The organism is Frankia sp. AgB1.9 (assembly GCF_016786355.1).
Lineage (GTDB): Bacteria > Actinomycetota > Actinomycetes > Frankiales > Frankiaceae > Pseudofrankia.
The window spans coordinates 1-15,529 of record NZ_JADWYX010000110.1; the positions used below are offsets into that span (position 1 = coordinate 1).

Here is a 15,529-nt window from a genome sequence, read left to right on the forward strand (position 1 = left end):
AGCCTGATCGCGCATGACGCGGGCCTCGTCCGCGTTCCGGCCGAAGGGCTTGTCGCACAGCACGGCGGCTCCCGAGTCCAGTGCCGCCAGGACGTAGTCGCGGTGCAGGAACGGCGGCGCGTGAACGGACACCAGATCGACGGCCTTGACCCGCGAGAGTGCGTCGGCGTCGCGCGGCGAGACCGCCTCGACGCTGAAACCGGCCTCCTCGTACGCGCCCGCCATGACTCTCGTCCCAAAGCCGGTACCGATCACGACCACCTTCATGCGCACCCGCTCCGCCCTCTCGTCGTCGCGCTGTCGGGGTGACCCAGTCATCGTCATTTCTGAAGTCGAGTTCGACTTCATCTGAGCTGGTCTTCGAGCCAAGCCCTCGGTAGCCAGACCTCTGCCGCAGGCCGGGAGTCAGCTGACGTCGTGGAACAGGGTGCGGGGCCGGGCGTCGGCCAGGAGGCGTCGAACGGCTTCCCCGACCTCGCCGGTCGAGGTGACCGGCTCGGTGGAGGGCCCCCGGTGCCAGCCCTCGGCGACGGCGAGAACGAGGCCCGAGGCCTCGATGACCTGGCCGGTGACGTCGGCCGAGTCGGCGGAGGCCAGCCAGGTGATGACGGGGGCGACCAGGGCCGGCGAGAAGGCCGCGCGGATCTCGTCGGTAATCGTCAGACCTTCGGTCAGCCGGGTCAGCGCCCCGGGCGCGATCGCGTTCACGGTCACGCCGTACCGGCCGAGCTCCTGCGCCGCGATCTGGGTGAAGGCGGCGATCCCGGCCTTCGCCGAGCCGTAGTTCGCCTGGCCCGGGTTCGCGTAGAGACCCGAGACCGAGGTGGTGTTGATCAGGCGGGCGTCGACGCGCTCGCCGGCCTTGGAACGCTCCCGCCAGTGGGCGGCGGCGTGGTGACTCGGCGCGAAGGTCCCCTTCAGGTGGACCCGGATGACGTCGTCCCACTCCTGTTCGGACATCGAGAACAACATCCGGTCGCGCAGGATGCCGGCGTTGTTGACCAGGACGTCGAGGCGGCCGAAGGTGCTCACAGCCTGCTCGACGAGACGCGCCGCGCCCTCCCAGGAACTGACGTCGTCGGTGTTGGCGACGGCCACGCCGCCCTTGTCCTTGATCTCGTCGACGACGTCATGGGCCGGGCCGCTGTCGCCGCCCGTCCCGTCACGGCTGGCGCCGAGATCGTTGACGACCACCTGAGCCCCGTGGTGGGCCAGTAACACCGCATACTCCCGTCCGAGCCCCCGTCCGCCTCCGGTGACGACGCAGACCCGGTCCTGACACGACACTTCGCTCATGGTCGCGGAAACTAACATCGACGTCCGATTCAATTCAAGGCTCGCCAAGTCTCGCGCGACGCCCCGCCGCAGGCGCCGAGGGGAAGCTGCCTAGCGGCCGCGGGTGCGCGACTGGGACGGTGGCTCCGGCCTGAGGCCCAGCGCGTTCGCCCAGAGCAGGGTCAGCTGCTCGACCGCCTCGTCGAAGTCGTAGTCCCGGTAGTGCTGGACCAGCCACAGCTCGGCGAACCGGGCGACCATGGAGCCGAGGGCGTCGGCGGCGAACGCCGGGTCGAGCCGGTGGTCGGCGGCCCCTTCCCGCTGCAGCCGCAGAATTGCCCGCTCGGCTCGGTTGACGAAGTGCCTCGTCGTGGCGATGCGGGCCTCGTTGACCTGCGCGTCGTAGCGGGATACCTGCTCGATGACGCCCATCAGCGCCGCCTCGTCGCGGTAGCGCTCCAGGTAGCGGCGGTTGGACCGCCGGATCCGGTCCCAGATCGAGGCGTCGGCGCCAGCTTCGCCCAGGCCGGACTCGGGGGGCGCGGTGAGCCGCTGTTCCTGGGCGAGCGCGACCTCGCGGAAGATCTCTTCCTTGGAGTCGAAGTAGTGATAAAAGGTCCCCGGCGCGACCTTGGCCGCCTTGGTGATGTCGGTGATCCGCGCTTCCAGGAAACCGTCGCGTTCGAAGACCGACTTGGCGGCCTCGATCAGGCGGGCCCTTGTTCGCCGGCCCTTCGCCGAGAGAACCCGCACCGAGGCGCCCTCCGGAGCCTCAGCCAGGGCAGCCGCCGGGTCGGCCGCCCGTAGCTCGACCCGCTGGGGCTGCGACGCCGAGGAGGTCACGACTCTCTCCCGCCCGGTCCTGCGTTTCTCGCCCGGACGCGGGTCCGGCCGACAGGGTCGGTACCTGCCCGTTCGCATATTACCAACGCAACAGTGCTCCTCCCGCGGAGCGCGCGGGTCACCGGCTGACCACCGCTGGTCGACTCAGCGGACCGTCGGGCGTGGGATGCCGGCGAGGCGGTCGGCGTACTTGGCCTCGGCCGCGGCGCGCAGCTTCACGAGATGGCTCGACGGGAACAGGCCCTCGGCCGGCTGGTAGTCCTTGAGGATCTGGCGGGCCAGGGTGACCTTGTGGACCTCCGTCGGCCCGTCGGCCAGGCCGAGAACGAAGGACTCGACCAGGTAGTGGACGAACGGCATCTCGTGCGTCGTGCCGAGTGAGCCGTGCAGCTGCAGGGCACGTGCGCTGACGTCGTGCAGCACCTTCTGCATCATCGCCTTGACGGCCGAGATGTCGGCCCGCACGGCCTTGTAGTCGTGAAGCTGGTCGATCTTCCACGCGGTCCGCAGGGTGAGCAGGCGGAACGCCTCGATCTCCATCCAGGAGTCGGCCACCATCTCCTGGACGAGCTGTTTGTTGGCGAGCACCTCTCCCTGGGTGTAGCGGGAGACCGCCCGTTCGCAGAGCATGTCGAAGATCCGGCCGACCAGGCCGACGGTACGCATGGCGTGGTGGATGCGGCCGCCGCCGAGCCGGCTCTGGGCGACCAGGAACGCGCCGCCGCGCGGGCCGAGCATGTGATCGGCCGGGACGCGGACGTTCTCGTAGGAGACGTAGCCCTCGATTCCCTCGCCGACCGGCTCGTAGCCCATGCCGACGCTGCGCAGGATGTTCACCCCGGGGGTCTCGGCCGGGACGATGAACATCGTCTGCTGCTGGTAGGGCGGTGCGTCCGGGTCGGTCACCGCCATCACGATCAGAAACGAGGCCATCCGGGCGTACGAGGTGAACCACTTCTCGCCGTTGATGACCCAGTCGTCGCCGTCGGGCACGGCGGACGTCGTGAAGATCTTCGGGTCGGCGCCGCCGTGGGGCTCGGTCATCGAGAAGGACGAGACGATCCGGTTGTCCAGCAGCGGCTCGAGGTAGCGCTCCTTGAGCTTCGGCGTCCCGAATCGTGCCAGGATCTCACTGTTCCCGGAATCGGGGGCCTGGGAGCCGAACACGATCGGCGCGCACACCGAACGGCCGAGGATCTCGTTGAGCAGGGCCAGCTTGACCTGCCCGAAGCCAGCACCGCCGAGCTCGGGGCCGAGATGCGTGGCCCACAGCCCCTTCTCCTTCACCACCGCCTGCAACGGGGGGATGAGGGCCTGGCGGACCGGGTCGGTCAGGTCATGCGACTCGCGGACGACCAGGTCCAGCGGCTCGCACTCCTCGCGCACGAACGCGTCCGCCCAGGCGAGTAACTCCGCGTACTCGGGGTCGGTCGAGAAATCCCATGCCACGACGATCAGAGCCCCTTGAATTGAAATAGACGTCGATGTTAGGTCTACACCATGACCGAATCTGGTACGTCCGATCGGCGACCCCGTCCCAGGACCGACCCTCACCCGGCCGGGTGAGGACGTGGACGCCTGGATCATCGACGCGGTGCGCACGCCGCGCGGCCGGGGTCGCGCGGACGGCAGGCTGCACGGTGTACACCCGCAGGAGCTGCTGGCCCAGTGCCTGCGTGCCCTCGCCGACCGGACGGCCTTCGACCCGGCCGAGGTGGAGGACGTGGTGGCCGGCAACGGGATCTTCGCGGGCGACCACGGGGACAACATCGCCCGGCTGGCCAGTCTGCTCGCGGGGTGGCCCGAGTCGGTGCCCGGCCTGGCCCTGCACCGGTTCTGCGGCGGCGGCCAGCAGGCGGTCACCGTCGCGGCGACCGGGGTGGCGAGCGGGGCGCAGGACCTCGTCGTCGCGGGTGGCGTGGAGTCCATGTCCCGTTGGGGCCTCGCCGCCGGCTCGGCCACGATCGACGGCGGCAACCCCGACTTCCGCGACCGGTTCCCGACCGTGCCGCAGGGCGTGTCGGCCGACCTCATCGCCACGTTGGGCGGTTACGGCCGCGCGGCCGTCGACGCCTACGCCGCCACCAGCCAGCACCGCGCCGCCACGGCCATCGCCGAGGGCCGCTTCGACCGCGCACTCGTACCGGTCACCGGACCAGACGGGCGGGTGCTTCTCGACCGCGACGAGCACCCCCGGCCGGGGACGACCGTGGAGCGGCTGGCCGGCCTGAAGCCGGCGTTCGCCGTGGCGGGCGCGAGCAGCCCGGCGGGCGAGCACCGGACCTTCGACGAGATCTGCCTGGAGCGCTACCCGTCGATCGACGCGGTCGAGCACGTGCACCACGCCGGGAACTCCTCGGGCGTCGTGGACGGCGCCGCCGCGGTGCTCGTCGCCTCAGGGCCCTGGGTCAAGGCGCACGGCGTGACGCCCCGGGCCCGCGTCCGCTCCACGGCCGCGATCGGATCCGAGCCGGTCATCATGCTCACCGCACCGGCGCCAGCCGCGCGACGTTGCCTGGACAAGGCCGGGATGACGGTCGGCGACGTCGACCTGTGGGAGATCAACGAGGCGTTCGCCGCGGTCGTCCTGCGGGCCGTCGACGACCTGGGGTTCGACCCGGATCGCGTGAACGTCAACGGCGGCGCGATCGCGCTCGGCCACCCCATCGGCGCGACCGGCGCGATGCTGATCGGCACCGTCCTGGACGAGCTCGAGCGCCGGGACCTCGCGACCGGCCTGGTGACGATGTGCACGGGCGGTGGCATGGGCACAGCGACACTGATCGAGCGGGTCTGACCTCCATGCCGACACGGGCCCGGCCATCGGAGCGCGGCGCGTCAGCCGACCAGCTCGGCTGCCCGCGCGACGAGCCCGCCCAACGTGCCGGCCATCTCCTCGGCCGTGCGGTCCGGGGTCGGGCGGCGCCGGGCGTGCTTGATGATCAGCGACCAGGTCGCCGTGGACTTGAAGCAGGCCAAGGCGCGGAACCAGTCCAGCGCCGCCACCGGGGCGCCGAGCCGGTCGGCGTAGGCCGCGGCCAGCTCCTCCGGCGTCGGCAGTACCCCGGCGTAGCGGCTCGGCCGACGATAGATGGCCGGGTCGGCGTTGATGAGGAACCAGCCGAGGTCGACGCGCGGGTCGCCGACCGACCAGATCTCCCAGTCGATGACGGCGGTGACGCTCGGGCCGGTGGCCAGCATGTTTCCCAACCGGTAGTCGCCGTGGATGATCGCGGGTTCCATCGCCGGCGGCGCGGTGGCTGCCAGCGAGTCCGCGACCTTCTCCCAGCCGGGCGCGAGGGCGGGATCGACCGTGCCGAGCGCGCGCGACCAGCGGGCCACCTCCGCGCCGAGGCTCACCACCGGTTCCGCACCCAGGCCGATGGCCGCGGGCTCGACCGCGTGCAGGGAGGCGAGCACCCGAACCGCGTCGCGCATCCGCTCCGCCACCACGGTGGCTTCATCGCCGGCCGCGTCGGGGTCGTCGTCGAACAGCGGTTCCAACGACGTCCCCTCGACGAAGGACATCACGAAGATCGGCGGAACCTCGGGAGGGTCGCCGGCGTCCTCCCACAGCACCGCCGGAACGGGGACATCGGTCGTGGCAAGCCGGCGCAACAGGGCCGCCTGGCGCAGGACGTCGCGGTTGCGCACCGGCGCCAGGCCGGGGGGCGCCACCTTGACGACCATCCGGCGGGCCGCGCCGTCGACCGTGCCCGTCGCCACGTACGACAGGCTGGAGGCGCCCCCGACCAGCGGACGCAGGCCCACGGGTTGAAGGTCCGCGAGGCGGGCTTCCAGTAAGTTGAAATCGACGTCTATTTCAATCACCCCGGCGTGAGTAGGCCTCTGGGGAGCGCGAGATCTGGGGAGCAGCGTATGCCAGGCTTATGCGACGGCAAGGTCGCACTCGTCACCGGGGCCAGCCGCGGGCTCGGCAAGTCGATCGCCCAGCGTCTGGCGGCGCAGGGTGCCGTGGTCGGGCTCACGGCGCGGACGATGGACCCCGACCCCCGCTACGCTGGCTCACTGCGCGAGACCCGCGAACAGATCGAGGCGGCCGGCGGGTCGGCGTTCGCGGTCGCGGGAGACCTGTCGCGCGACGAGGACCGGGAACGCGTCTTCGCGGAGCTCTCCGACCGGCTCGGCGCGCCGGACATCCTGGTCAACAACGCCGCGGTGACGTTCCTGCGGACTCTGGACGAGTTCCCCGAGCGCCGGGCCCGGCTGATGTTCGAGATGCACGTCCTGGCTCCGATGCGCCTGATCCAGCTGGCGATTCCCGGGATGCGGGAGCGCCAGCGGGGCTGGATCCTCAACGTCACCTCGATCGCCGGGCAGCGGCCGACCGGCCCCCCGTTCTCTGAGTTCGACGTCTCCGCCGGCTTCGGCCTCTACGGCACGGTCAAGGCGGCGCTGGACCGACTGACGGGTGCCTTCGCCGCCGAACTGTCGCCCGATGGGATCGCCGTGAACGCCGCCGCACCCTCCAACCCGGTCCGCACACCCGGCGCGGGAAGCCTGGAGCTGGCGAAGGAGGACACGGAGGACATCGAGCTGATCACCGAGACGGCGCTGATCCTCTGCACGGCCGATCCGGCCAGGACCAGCGGCCGGGTGGTCTACACCCAGCCTTTCCTGCGCGAGCTGGGCCGGATCTGAAGGCTCGCGGCCCGGCCCCTGGGCGCGAGACCCGAACCGCCCACTGCCGTCCCACGGTCAGCCGGCCGCGCCGCTCTGGCGGGCGACACCGTCGGCGAGCAGCCGCCGCACCGCTTCCTGGTCGAGACCAAGCTCGGTGAGGACGTCGACGGTCTGGTCACCCGGCAGCGCCGGGCGGCCCGGCGGCGCCGGCGGCGTCTTCGAGAAGCGGGGGGACGGCGCGGGCTGGACCACCCCGTCGACCTCGACGAAGGTGCCGCGGGCGACGTTCTGCGGATGCCTCGGCGCCTCGGCCAGGCTCAGCACCGGCGACGCGCACGACGCCGGGGTGACCAGTTCCCGCTCCCACTCGGCGCGGGTCCGCTCGCGGAAGCGAGCCGCCATCGCCTCGCCGTGACGCCCCCACGCGTCGTGGTCGTCGTAGTCCTGGGGCACGTCGATGCCGAGCCGGGCGCACAGCTCAGCGTAGAAGCGGCTTTCCAGCGCGCCGACGGCGAAGTGCCCACCGTCGGCCGTCTCGTAGGTCCGGTAGAAGTGCGCACCACCGTCGGTCAGGTTCGCCTCGCGCCTGTCCCGCCAACTTCCCTGGGCGAGCATGCCGTAGAAGACCGCCATCAGCGTGGCCGAGCCGTCGATCATGGCGACGTCGACGACCTGGCCGCTGCCCGAGCGGGCCGCCTCGACGATGCCGCTGAGTAGTCCGACGGCCAGCAGCATGCCCCCACCGCCGAAATCGCCGACGATGTTCAGCGGCGGCACCGGGCGCCCGGCCGGCCCGGTCGCGTGCAACGCCCCGCTCAGGGCTGTGTAGTTGATGTCGTGCCCGGCCATCTGCGCGTAGGGGCCGTCCTGGCCGTACCCGGTCATCCGGGCGTACACCAGCCGCGGGTTGCGCGCGCGCAGGTCGTTCGGGCCGATACCCAGGCGCTCGGCGACCCCCGGCCGGTAGACGTCGACGAAGGCGTCGGCCCGCTCGGCGAGCGCGTGAATCACCCCCCGGCCGCGTTCGTCCTTGGCGTCGAGGGCGATCGAGCGCTGGCCTCGGCGCATCACCACGTCAACCGGTGGGGACGAGTCGACCTCGCCCGGACGGTCGACCCGGATCACCTCGGCTCCTAGGTCACCCAGCAGCATCCCGCAGAACGGTCCGGGACCGAGACCGCCCATCATCAGGATCCGGACACCGGCCAGCGGCCCCGCGGCACTCACCGCCTGCTCCACGCGGCACGCGCCTCGGCCGCCTCGGCGGTGGCGTGGGCTATGACCTGGTTGCGGTTCTCGACCTCCAGGGCGGCCGCCAGACTGGGTGCGTCCGTGTTGACCTGGAGGGCTCGCTTCGTCAGCTGGACCCCCAGCGGCGCGTGCGCGGCGATCGCGGCGGCGGTCTCCAGCGCGCGCTCGACCAGTTCGCCGTCGGGATGCACGGCGCTCACCAGACCGGTCCGCAGTGCCTCGTCCGCGAGCACCAGCCGGCCGGTGAGCATCCAGTCGGCGGCCACACTGGTACCGACGATGCGGGGCAGGTGGTAGCTCATCCCCATCTCCGCCCCGGACAGACCGAGGCGGATCGCGGCGTTGCCGAACCGGGCGCCGGCCGCGCAGATCCGGATGTCGGCGGCCAGGCACAGCGCGAGCCCACCCCCGACCGCCACCCCGTTGACGGCGGCGACCACCGGTTGCGGCAAGGCGCGCAGAACCTCCGGCAGCCCGGCCATCATCTCCTGGAAACGCAGCCGATCGATCGCGGGCGCGTCAGGGCCGGGGACGTCGGGGCCGAAGCCACGCAGGTCGAGGCCCGAACAGAAGCCACGGCCAGTCCCGGTGAGCACCACGACCCGCACGTCCCGGTCCCGGGCGATCGAGTCGCACGCGCCGCGCAACGCGACCGCGAGGGACTCGTCGATCGCGTTGAGCCGCTCCGGGCGGTTCAGTCGCAGGACGGCAACCCCGTCCACACGGTCGACGGCCACCACGCCGGGCAGCGGCACGGACGTCTCCACCACGGAACCCCTCTCCGTCACACCACGACCGCCATCGGGATCGCTGGGCCGGCGATGGCTCACCTCGTCCGCGAGCCCGTCGCGCCGGAGCCAGGCGGCGTCCTGGAAGGAGGCCACTCACTCCGCCTTGCCGATGCCCGCGCCGACCGTCCCGCTACCCGTCGTACCAGCGCCACAACGACCGTCGGCGCGGGCCCGCGTTGCGCTGGCCCAGCCCACCATCGCCAGCGCGGATCACCAGCAGCTCCCAGGAATCGAATTCGATTTCGAATTAGACAGCGTTCCCCGCGCGACGGTCAACAGAGGCGCGGCGTGCGGACAGGGATCCGCGCGTAGACGGGCTCGTCCCGCGCCGCGTCCCCGCGTGGCAACGCGGGTGGTCGCGTCCCGCGGAGGACATGCGGCCTCCTTCCCTGCCTTGTTCGAGGAACGGGCGTCGTGGCGCGCGGGTGGCATCGGGCAACAACGGCGCGGGGCCGGCGGCGTCAACGCCAAAACCAAGAGGATCACGTGCCAGATGTGCGGCCCGCATCGTCCTTCCGTCGCTACGCCACCGCATCCTGCTCGACTAACGCTCCGTTACGACCAACTGTGCACCTGATCCGATGGCGTCCGCGTACGGCAGTTCTGTCCAGTCGGGTGGATGCGGGCTCGTCACGATTAGTGAGAGATGTGTGACGGTCGGCACTGGTGGCGATACCACCATGGGGGGTGTGTTCCATGTGGGTTGCCGGTACCCGGCCGAGCTCGGTTTCGACCGCAGAATGTGTACAAATAGTGACCGAGAAGACCTTCCGGGTGCTGGCTGCGGGAACAGCCCTGCTGGCTCTGTCGGCCGCGCTCCCTGTGATGTTCCTCGACGGCGAGCGGCTCTGGCTCGCCCAGGGAGCGGCGTTGTTCGTCGCGGCTGTGGCCGCGGCGGTGGTCGGCGTGGCGGCGGTGGTCCGTACCCACGGTCCTGATCGTCGTTGGCGGGCGCTGGTGGGGATAAACCTGATCATCGCCCTGGTCGGCGCCGCGCACTGGAATCTGGCGGGTCCGGTCTATCGTCACACGGCGGCTGTCCCCGCGGATCTTCTGTACATCCTGCCCTCCGTGCTCGTTCTGGCCGGACTGCTATGGATCCCCACCAGACCAGACGGCGGCGGCGCCAGTCGGGGCCCTCCCCGGGATCAGGGCAGGCGAGCCCGCTACTCGGATGCGCTCGTCGCGCTCGACAGCCTGGTGATCGTCGCGTCGATGCTGCTGATCCTCTGGATCGCCGTGCTGGACAGGATCGTGTCCAGCGGCATCCATGGGTGGCCCTTCGTCACGTCGATGACCTTCCCGCTGTGGGGGACGCTCGCGGTGGTCGTGGTGATGCTGGTGGCGACCTTCCGACGCCCGCGCGACGGCCGATCACTCGCGTTGATCGGCAGCGGGCTGGCTCTGGAGCTGATCCCCTCGTCGGAGACGGTGATCCTGAACGTCGAGCGTGTGACGGATCTCGAGGCGACCGCGCCCTACTGGGTGTTCATGGCGATCGGTCCGCCGATGCTCGCCCTGGGTCTCATCGCACCCGAACGTCGACGGCCGGCCGGCAGCCCGGGGGACAGCATGCTGACGTCCTCGTGGGTGGGGCGTCTGTCCTGGCCGTGGCCGCAGGTGTATCTGCCCTACCTGCCGCTGGTGGTGACCGTCGCTCTGATCCTCGGGCTGGCGGCCAGTGGTGTGGCGCTGGGCGGTGCGGTGCTCGACCTGGCGCTCATCCTGGCCATGTTGGTGGCGTTCCGCCAGCTCATCACGGTCGCGCAGAACGTTCGCCTGATCGCGTCGGTGCAAGCCGCGCAAGAACAGCTACGCCACCAGGCGTTCCATGATCTACTGACTGGGTTGCCCAACCGCGCGCATTTCACCCGGGAGCTCGACCAGGCCATCGCGGACCACCGGTCCGAAGGCCGGCCGGTGGGCGTGCTTTTCGTGGACCTTGACGACTTCAAGTCGGTCAACGACACCCTTGGACACGCCGCAGGCGACGAACTGCTCCGCGGCGTCGCCGGTCGGCTGCGCGCGGCGGTCCGCGGCAACGACCTCGTGGCCCGCCTGGGCGGCGACGAGTTCGCTGTCCTGCTCACCGACGCGGACCCGACCGCCGGGCCGGCGGTCACCGCGGACCGCATCGGACAGCGGATCCTCGACGCGATGGGCCCGCCATTCACCGTGCGCGGACACCGGCGCAGCGTGCGGGCCAGTGTGGGCCTGGCCCTGGCCGATACCGACCAGCCGGTCGACGCCGCCGAGGAGCTGCTGCACCGCGCCGACAGCGCGATGTACACGGCCAAGCACGGATCCAAGGCCATCCTCGTCGCCTACCGCGCCCGCACCGGCGTCGCCGCGAGCATCGGCGACCTCAGTGATCTGTCGTTCGCCGCGAGGCTGGTCGGCGAGGCCAGCCCGGGCACGCTCGCCGTCTGCTACCAGCCGATCCGGTGCCTGCACGGCGGACGACTGGTCGCCATCGAGGCCCTGCTCTGCTGGACACGCCCATCCGGCTCGCCCCTGCCCGCTGGCGAAATCCTCGCCGCGGCGGAGCGCAACGGCCTGATCGGCGATCTCGACAGCTACCTGCTCGACCGCGCCTGCCGGGAGCTGCCGGAGGTCCGGGAACGGCTGCACGCTCCCGTCCGCCTGCACCTCAACGTGTCACCCAGCGGTATCGGCGACGACACGCTCGTCGAGCGCATCACGGAACCACTGCGCCGCCATCACCTGAGCGCGGACACGCTCGTCCTGGAGATCGCCAGCACCGCCCGCATCCACGACCTGGCCGCCGCCGAGACAACCCTCAGACAGCTCGCCAGAACCGGCGTGGCCATCGCGCTCGACGACGTCGGCGCCATCGACAGCTCCCTTGGCGCGCTCCACGAACTACCCATCACCCTCATCAAACTCACCACGGCACTGTCCACTGACCTGCTGTCCGCCGAGCAGGCACCGCGGCCCACCCTGCAAGCCGCCCGAACCGCGCTCGTCGGCTTCGCCAGGACAATCGGCCTCACGGTCGCCGCAGACGGCATCACTACCCGGCCTCAGCTCGACGCCCTGCGGGTCGCCGGCTGTGAGCTCGGACAGGGCAGCCTCCTCGGACCCCCACAGCCTCTCCAGGAGCTGGGCCAGCCCGAACTCTTTATCAACGGCGAACGATCCGGCCGAGACCCCGCGGGACCGCCCGTTCTGCCAGCGCTCTAAAACGGACAAGCTGGCCGCTGTCTGGCTGGCGATGATTAGCGAGCGGCTTCAGGGCCGAAGGCGCGTATCCGCGACGTGGTCGACCGCGACAGCCCGTAGCGTTCGCCTTCGACCGCGTCGGCCAATGTGTCGCAGGCAAGTCTGGCGAGACAACTTGCTCACCGGTCCTGATCCCGGCCGGGACCCTCCTGGTAGAAGCTTGTCCGGTGCGGGACGTAGACGCTTCGAGAATGTCGCGTTGTGCTTGATCCAACACGCCGTCGGGCGCCGCGACGGCATCGCCACTTTGGGCGCGCTCCCTGCAGCACGAGGGTTGTCGACACGGCGCGCGATCGGTCTCTCGCCCGGCTTTTAGTGAAGTCACCGATGGCCTGTCTCGAGATCTTCTTTGCCTACATCCAATGGTGGTATGAAGTCACCGCCCGCTCTGTACCGGTATCGCGCCGCTAGTCCTATCGGACGCCACGCCTTAAAGTCTTGGCGGTGCGCCAGTGCGTGACAAAGCGAGCGTGTTTAGCCTTCCGGCAATGCTGTCAGGCGCGCGGCCCTCTGGGGTGGACCGTCAAGAATGCGAATTCCAGACCGCCTCGTGTGCGCTCGGCCCACGCTGCCAGCGATTGCGTGGCGACCAACTTTTTGGCGCGTAGTGATGTCGCGCCTGAGCCCTGACCTGGCGTACGCCCCAGCGGGCCGCCCTCCCGTCTGGCCGAGCGTCCCGTTGCGGGTCCAGAAATCCCCTGCGGTTCGGATGCTGCGCCTCGACCATTTTGTACTCGGTCGAACGATTCTTAGCAGTCGCTCAAAGTCTGACAGGGCCTGCATACCGGGCGCTCGCCAAAATCTGGGCGACCGCTCAATTTTAGGTGAGTGTCGCCTCGCAATATTGCGACATATCGCAGAGGGGCAGGCGCTGATGGGTGTGCCGTGCTGCCCACTAGCGGTGTTCGCCTGGTGCTACCAGTGCCCTCCGGGCACTCATCGGCGCAGGTGGCGGGACTCGGCGGCGGCACGATGATCGGCGGCCGTGGTGCAAGCGCGAAGAGTTGTCGATCAGGGCTGCGCCGGTCCCGATCGCCCGCGTCCGCCATGAGTGCTGCACCGGTAAGCACGCAGTTGCGCCTGCCATAGCCTTTCCATTACCGTCTGTCCCCGTTAGGGGACATCGGCGGCGAGGAGGGGCTTCCACAGTTCGGAACACGCTGCTTCTAGGTAGTCGGGCGAGGGTCTTTAACGTCGAGGCCCCTATGACATTGCGGCGCCGCTCGTTGCCGAAGCCATCCGAGGCCATCCGAGACTTTTGCGAGACCGACACCGATGTGCGGTAGGATCGTTGGCATGACCAGCGGAAGGCGGTGGCCGGACCCGGATAGACTAAGTTGACTTCCGGCGAACAGCGGCGAACAGCGACGCCTCGCGGTCTCCCGCACCGACGGCTAGAAACATTGGCCTCTGTGAACTTGTGCCATCGGGGATGGGCGTCGTGGACGGCTTCGGCGGTCCCGTCTTTTTGTGCGGCTACCGGCTCAGTTTGTCGGCGGCTACGGAATACTTTCCGTAGCGCCAGTCGTCGGCTATAGACCGGGCTCGCTGATACCCTCGTTCTGATTGCTTCAGGGCGCGATCCCGCGGCCGGAGCGTGCGACAAATTTCGGCCCACGTTTTCGACGAACACCTTGCCTGTGGTCCTGTCGGACGGATGTGTCGACGTGGCGACGGCGTACGAGCGCCATGCGGCCGCATGAGCGCCGGCCGGTCGTGTGGAGACGTGTAGAGAACCGTAGTGCGGAATGACCGTGCGGGCGCCGCCGGTAGAATAGGCGATTTGAGCATCGAAGTCTGGTTGTCAGTCTTCTCGATCGATGGCCGCCTCCCGCTGATGGGAGAGATCGAGCCCGCCGGGGCGAACTGGCCGGCCATTTCCGATCGCTGGGCATCTCGAGATCGTCGGCCCGCGTACATACGGTCACGGGGACGGGTGGCGGCCCTCCGAACTCTATAACGCCTCGAGCGGGCATGGTCCGTTTCGACCTCATGGTGAAAGAAGGCACAAACATGATCCTTTGCTGCCTCCGTGCGAGGCCTGCGACCGCCGCGGTCACGGCCCTTCTCGTCGGGCTCTGTACCGCGCTGACCGCCTGCCGGCCCCTGTCGAACTCGACCGCGAGCGGAGCGAGCGCCTGCCCGACACCGCAGCCTGGTGTCACGGCCAGCGCCATCAAGATCGGGCTCATCTATCCCGACACCGGGCCCGCGGAGATCGCCGCCGCTTTCATGGCGGCCCGCAGCGGGGTCGAGGCCCGTATCGACCTGCAGAACGCGCACGGCGGCGTCAACGACCGCGTGATCGATCTCGTCTGGGGCGACGACCAGTCCGACCCGCAGACCTTCTCGCTGGTCGCGCACGACCTCGTCGACGACCAGCGAGTCTTCGGCCTCATCACCCCGTCCATCGTCCTGGACAAGTCGGCTGGTTGGCTGGAGAAGGACGACGTCCCCGTCACCGGAACCGCCACGAGCGCGGCATGGAGTGACTACCCGAACCTCTTCCATGCCGGCAACCTGTTCAACACCGGCGGCGCGTCGGTGTTCGGAGACTTCGTCAAGGCGCAGGGAGGAACGACGGCGCTGGTCGTCGTCGACCCGAACGTGGCGGCGTCCCAGAGCCTCGCCCGACAGTTCGCCCCAAGCCTGCAAAGCCGTGGCATCCGGGTCCTTGGCGAGGTCACCTACACCGACGGCGTCACCAACCCGGACACGGTCGCCGATCAGCTACAGCAGTCCGGCGCGGACACGCTGGTCGGCGCCGCTCAGTCGGGGCCTTTCATCGACATCTACTCCCGGGCGACCGCGCTCGGAGTGAAGCTCAAGGTGGCATTGAGTGCTACCGGTTTCAGCCCGAGTCTCATCGCCCAGCGTGGCACCGACATGGCCGGAATGTCGATCATGTCGAGTATTGCCACACAGGGTAGCCCTGCGCTGACCGCCTACCGCGGCGCGATGAGCACCTACGCACCGGAACTCGCGGACCCTACCGACGAGCTCGCGCTCGCCGGCTATGTCGCCGCCGACGAGATGATCGAAGGCGTGCAGCTCGCGGGCGGCTGTCCCACCCGCCAGGCGTTCATCCAGAACCTGCGCAAGGTGACCGACTTCAGCGCCAACGGTCTGATCCCCCCGATCGACCTCTCCCATCCCAAGCAACCAACCCTGTGCGAGAACTTCATCAAGGTCGGCCCGGCCGGCCGCAGCTTCGTCCCCGTGCCGCCACCCGCTGCCCTCGACCGCGACGGCTACTGGTGCGGCGTACCCCTCCAGTAACGCACCCGCCGGATGAGCCTGACCGTACGAGCGTGCAACGCCGCATAGGCACCTTCCATGGATTTCTCGGACTGACCGGAGTACTCGCGTCATCCTCGACAGGCCGGCGAGGCCCGACGGAACACTGCGTGTGGTTGTGGTCGGGCTCTTACTCGGGCCGCCGAAATCCGTGACCGACAGCAGCGGAATCGCCGAGGAGGACG

Annotated in this window: 11 protein-coding genes; 4 read left to right on the forward strand and 7 right to left on the reverse strand. The window is 69.8% G+C overall.

What is annotated here, in order from left to right; translation table 11 throughout:
- The 4 genes from I6A60_RS31965 to I6A60_RS31980 form a co-directional block, all read right to left on the reverse strand.
- On the reverse strand, window positions 1-267 hold a 267-nt coding region (locus I6A60_RS31965; protein ID WP_203024987.1), incomplete at its 3' end, for a Gfo/Idh/MocA family oxidoreductase.
- A 138-nt stretch (window positions 268-405) separates the two neighbouring features.
- A complete protein-coding gene (locus I6A60_RS31970; protein ID WP_238436694.1) occupies window positions 406-1,296 on the reverse strand; it encodes an SDR family oxidoreductase in 891 nt (296 codons plus the stop codon).
- 90 nt (window positions 1,297-1,386) lie between these two features.
- A complete protein-coding gene (locus tag I6A60_RS31975; protein ID WP_203024984.1) occupies window positions 1,387-2,118 on the reverse strand; it encodes a TetR/AcrR family transcriptional regulator in 732 nt (243 codons plus the stop codon).
- Between the two features lie 144 nt (window positions 2,119-2,262).
- Entirely contained in the window at window positions 2,263-3,567 is a 1,305-nt protein-coding gene (locus I6A60_RS31980) for an acyl-CoA dehydrogenase family protein (RefSeq protein ID WP_203024982.1), read from the reverse strand.
- Between the two features lie 133 nt (window positions 3,568-3,700).
- On the opposite strand from I6A60_RS31980, the gene I6A60_RS31985 reads away from it, so the two are divergent.
- Window positions 3,701-4,915 (forward strand): acetyl-CoA C-acetyltransferase, encoded by a 1,215-nt coding sequence (locus I6A60_RS31985; RefSeq protein ID WP_374113459.1) that lies wholly within the window; start codon window positions 3,701-3,703, stop codon window positions 4,913-4,915.
- A 41-nt stretch (window positions 4,916-4,956) separates the two neighbouring features.
- Here I6A60_RS31985 and I6A60_RS31990 read toward each other — a convergent pair whose 3' ends face one another.
- Window positions 4,957-5,949: a phosphotransferase family protein gene (locus tag I6A60_RS31990; protein WP_374113457.1), complete on the reverse strand. Its 993-nt coding sequence runs from the start codon at window positions 5,947-5,949 to the stop codon at window positions 4,957-4,959.
- 48 nt (window positions 5,950-5,997) lie between these two features.
- On the opposite strand from I6A60_RS31990, the gene I6A60_RS31995 reads away from it, so the two are divergent.
- Window positions 5,998-6,780 carry an SDR family NAD(P)-dependent oxidoreductase gene (locus tag I6A60_RS31995; RefSeq protein ID WP_203024978.1) on the forward strand — a complete coding sequence of 261 codons (783 nt, stop codon included), beginning with the start codon at window positions 5,998-6,000 and terminating at the stop codon, window positions 6,778-6,780.
- Between the two features lie 57 nt (window positions 6,781-6,837).
- Here the strand turns inward: I6A60_RS31995 and I6A60_RS32000 are convergent, their stop codons facing one another.
- Together I6A60_RS32000 and I6A60_RS32005 are read right to left on the reverse strand one after the other, a co-directional pair.
- A complete protein-coding gene (locus I6A60_RS32000; RefSeq protein ID WP_307873966.1) occupies window positions 6,838-7,989 on the reverse strand; it encodes a CaiB/BaiF CoA-transferase family protein in 1,152 nt (383 codons plus the stop codon).
- Complete coding sequence (locus I6A60_RS32005) at window positions 7,986-8,768, reverse strand: enoyl-CoA hydratase/isomerase family protein (RefSeq protein ID WP_374113460.1); 783 nt, start codon at window positions 8,766-8,768, stop codon at window positions 7,986-7,988. Before I6A60_RS32005 ends, I6A60_RS32000 begins: the two co-directional genes overlap by 4 nt.
- 732 nt (window positions 8,769-9,500) lie before the next feature.
- Between I6A60_RS32005 and I6A60_RS32010 the strand changes: the two genes are divergently transcribed.
- Both I6A60_RS32010 and I6A60_RS32015 read left to right on the forward strand, forming a co-directional pair.
- Window positions 9,501-12,008: a bifunctional diguanylate cyclase/phosphodiesterase gene (locus tag I6A60_RS32010; RefSeq protein WP_203042608.1), complete on the forward strand. Its 2,508-nt coding sequence runs from the start codon at window positions 9,501-9,503 to the stop codon at window positions 12,006-12,008.
- A gap of 2,052 nt (window positions 12,009-14,060) precedes the next feature.
- Window positions 14,061-15,326, forward strand: coding sequence for an ABC transporter substrate-binding protein (locus I6A60_RS32015; RefSeq protein WP_203024974.1), 1,266 nt, complete (start codon window positions 14,061-14,063; stop codon window positions 15,324-15,326).
- Window positions 15,327-15,529: the final 203 nt, after the last annotated feature.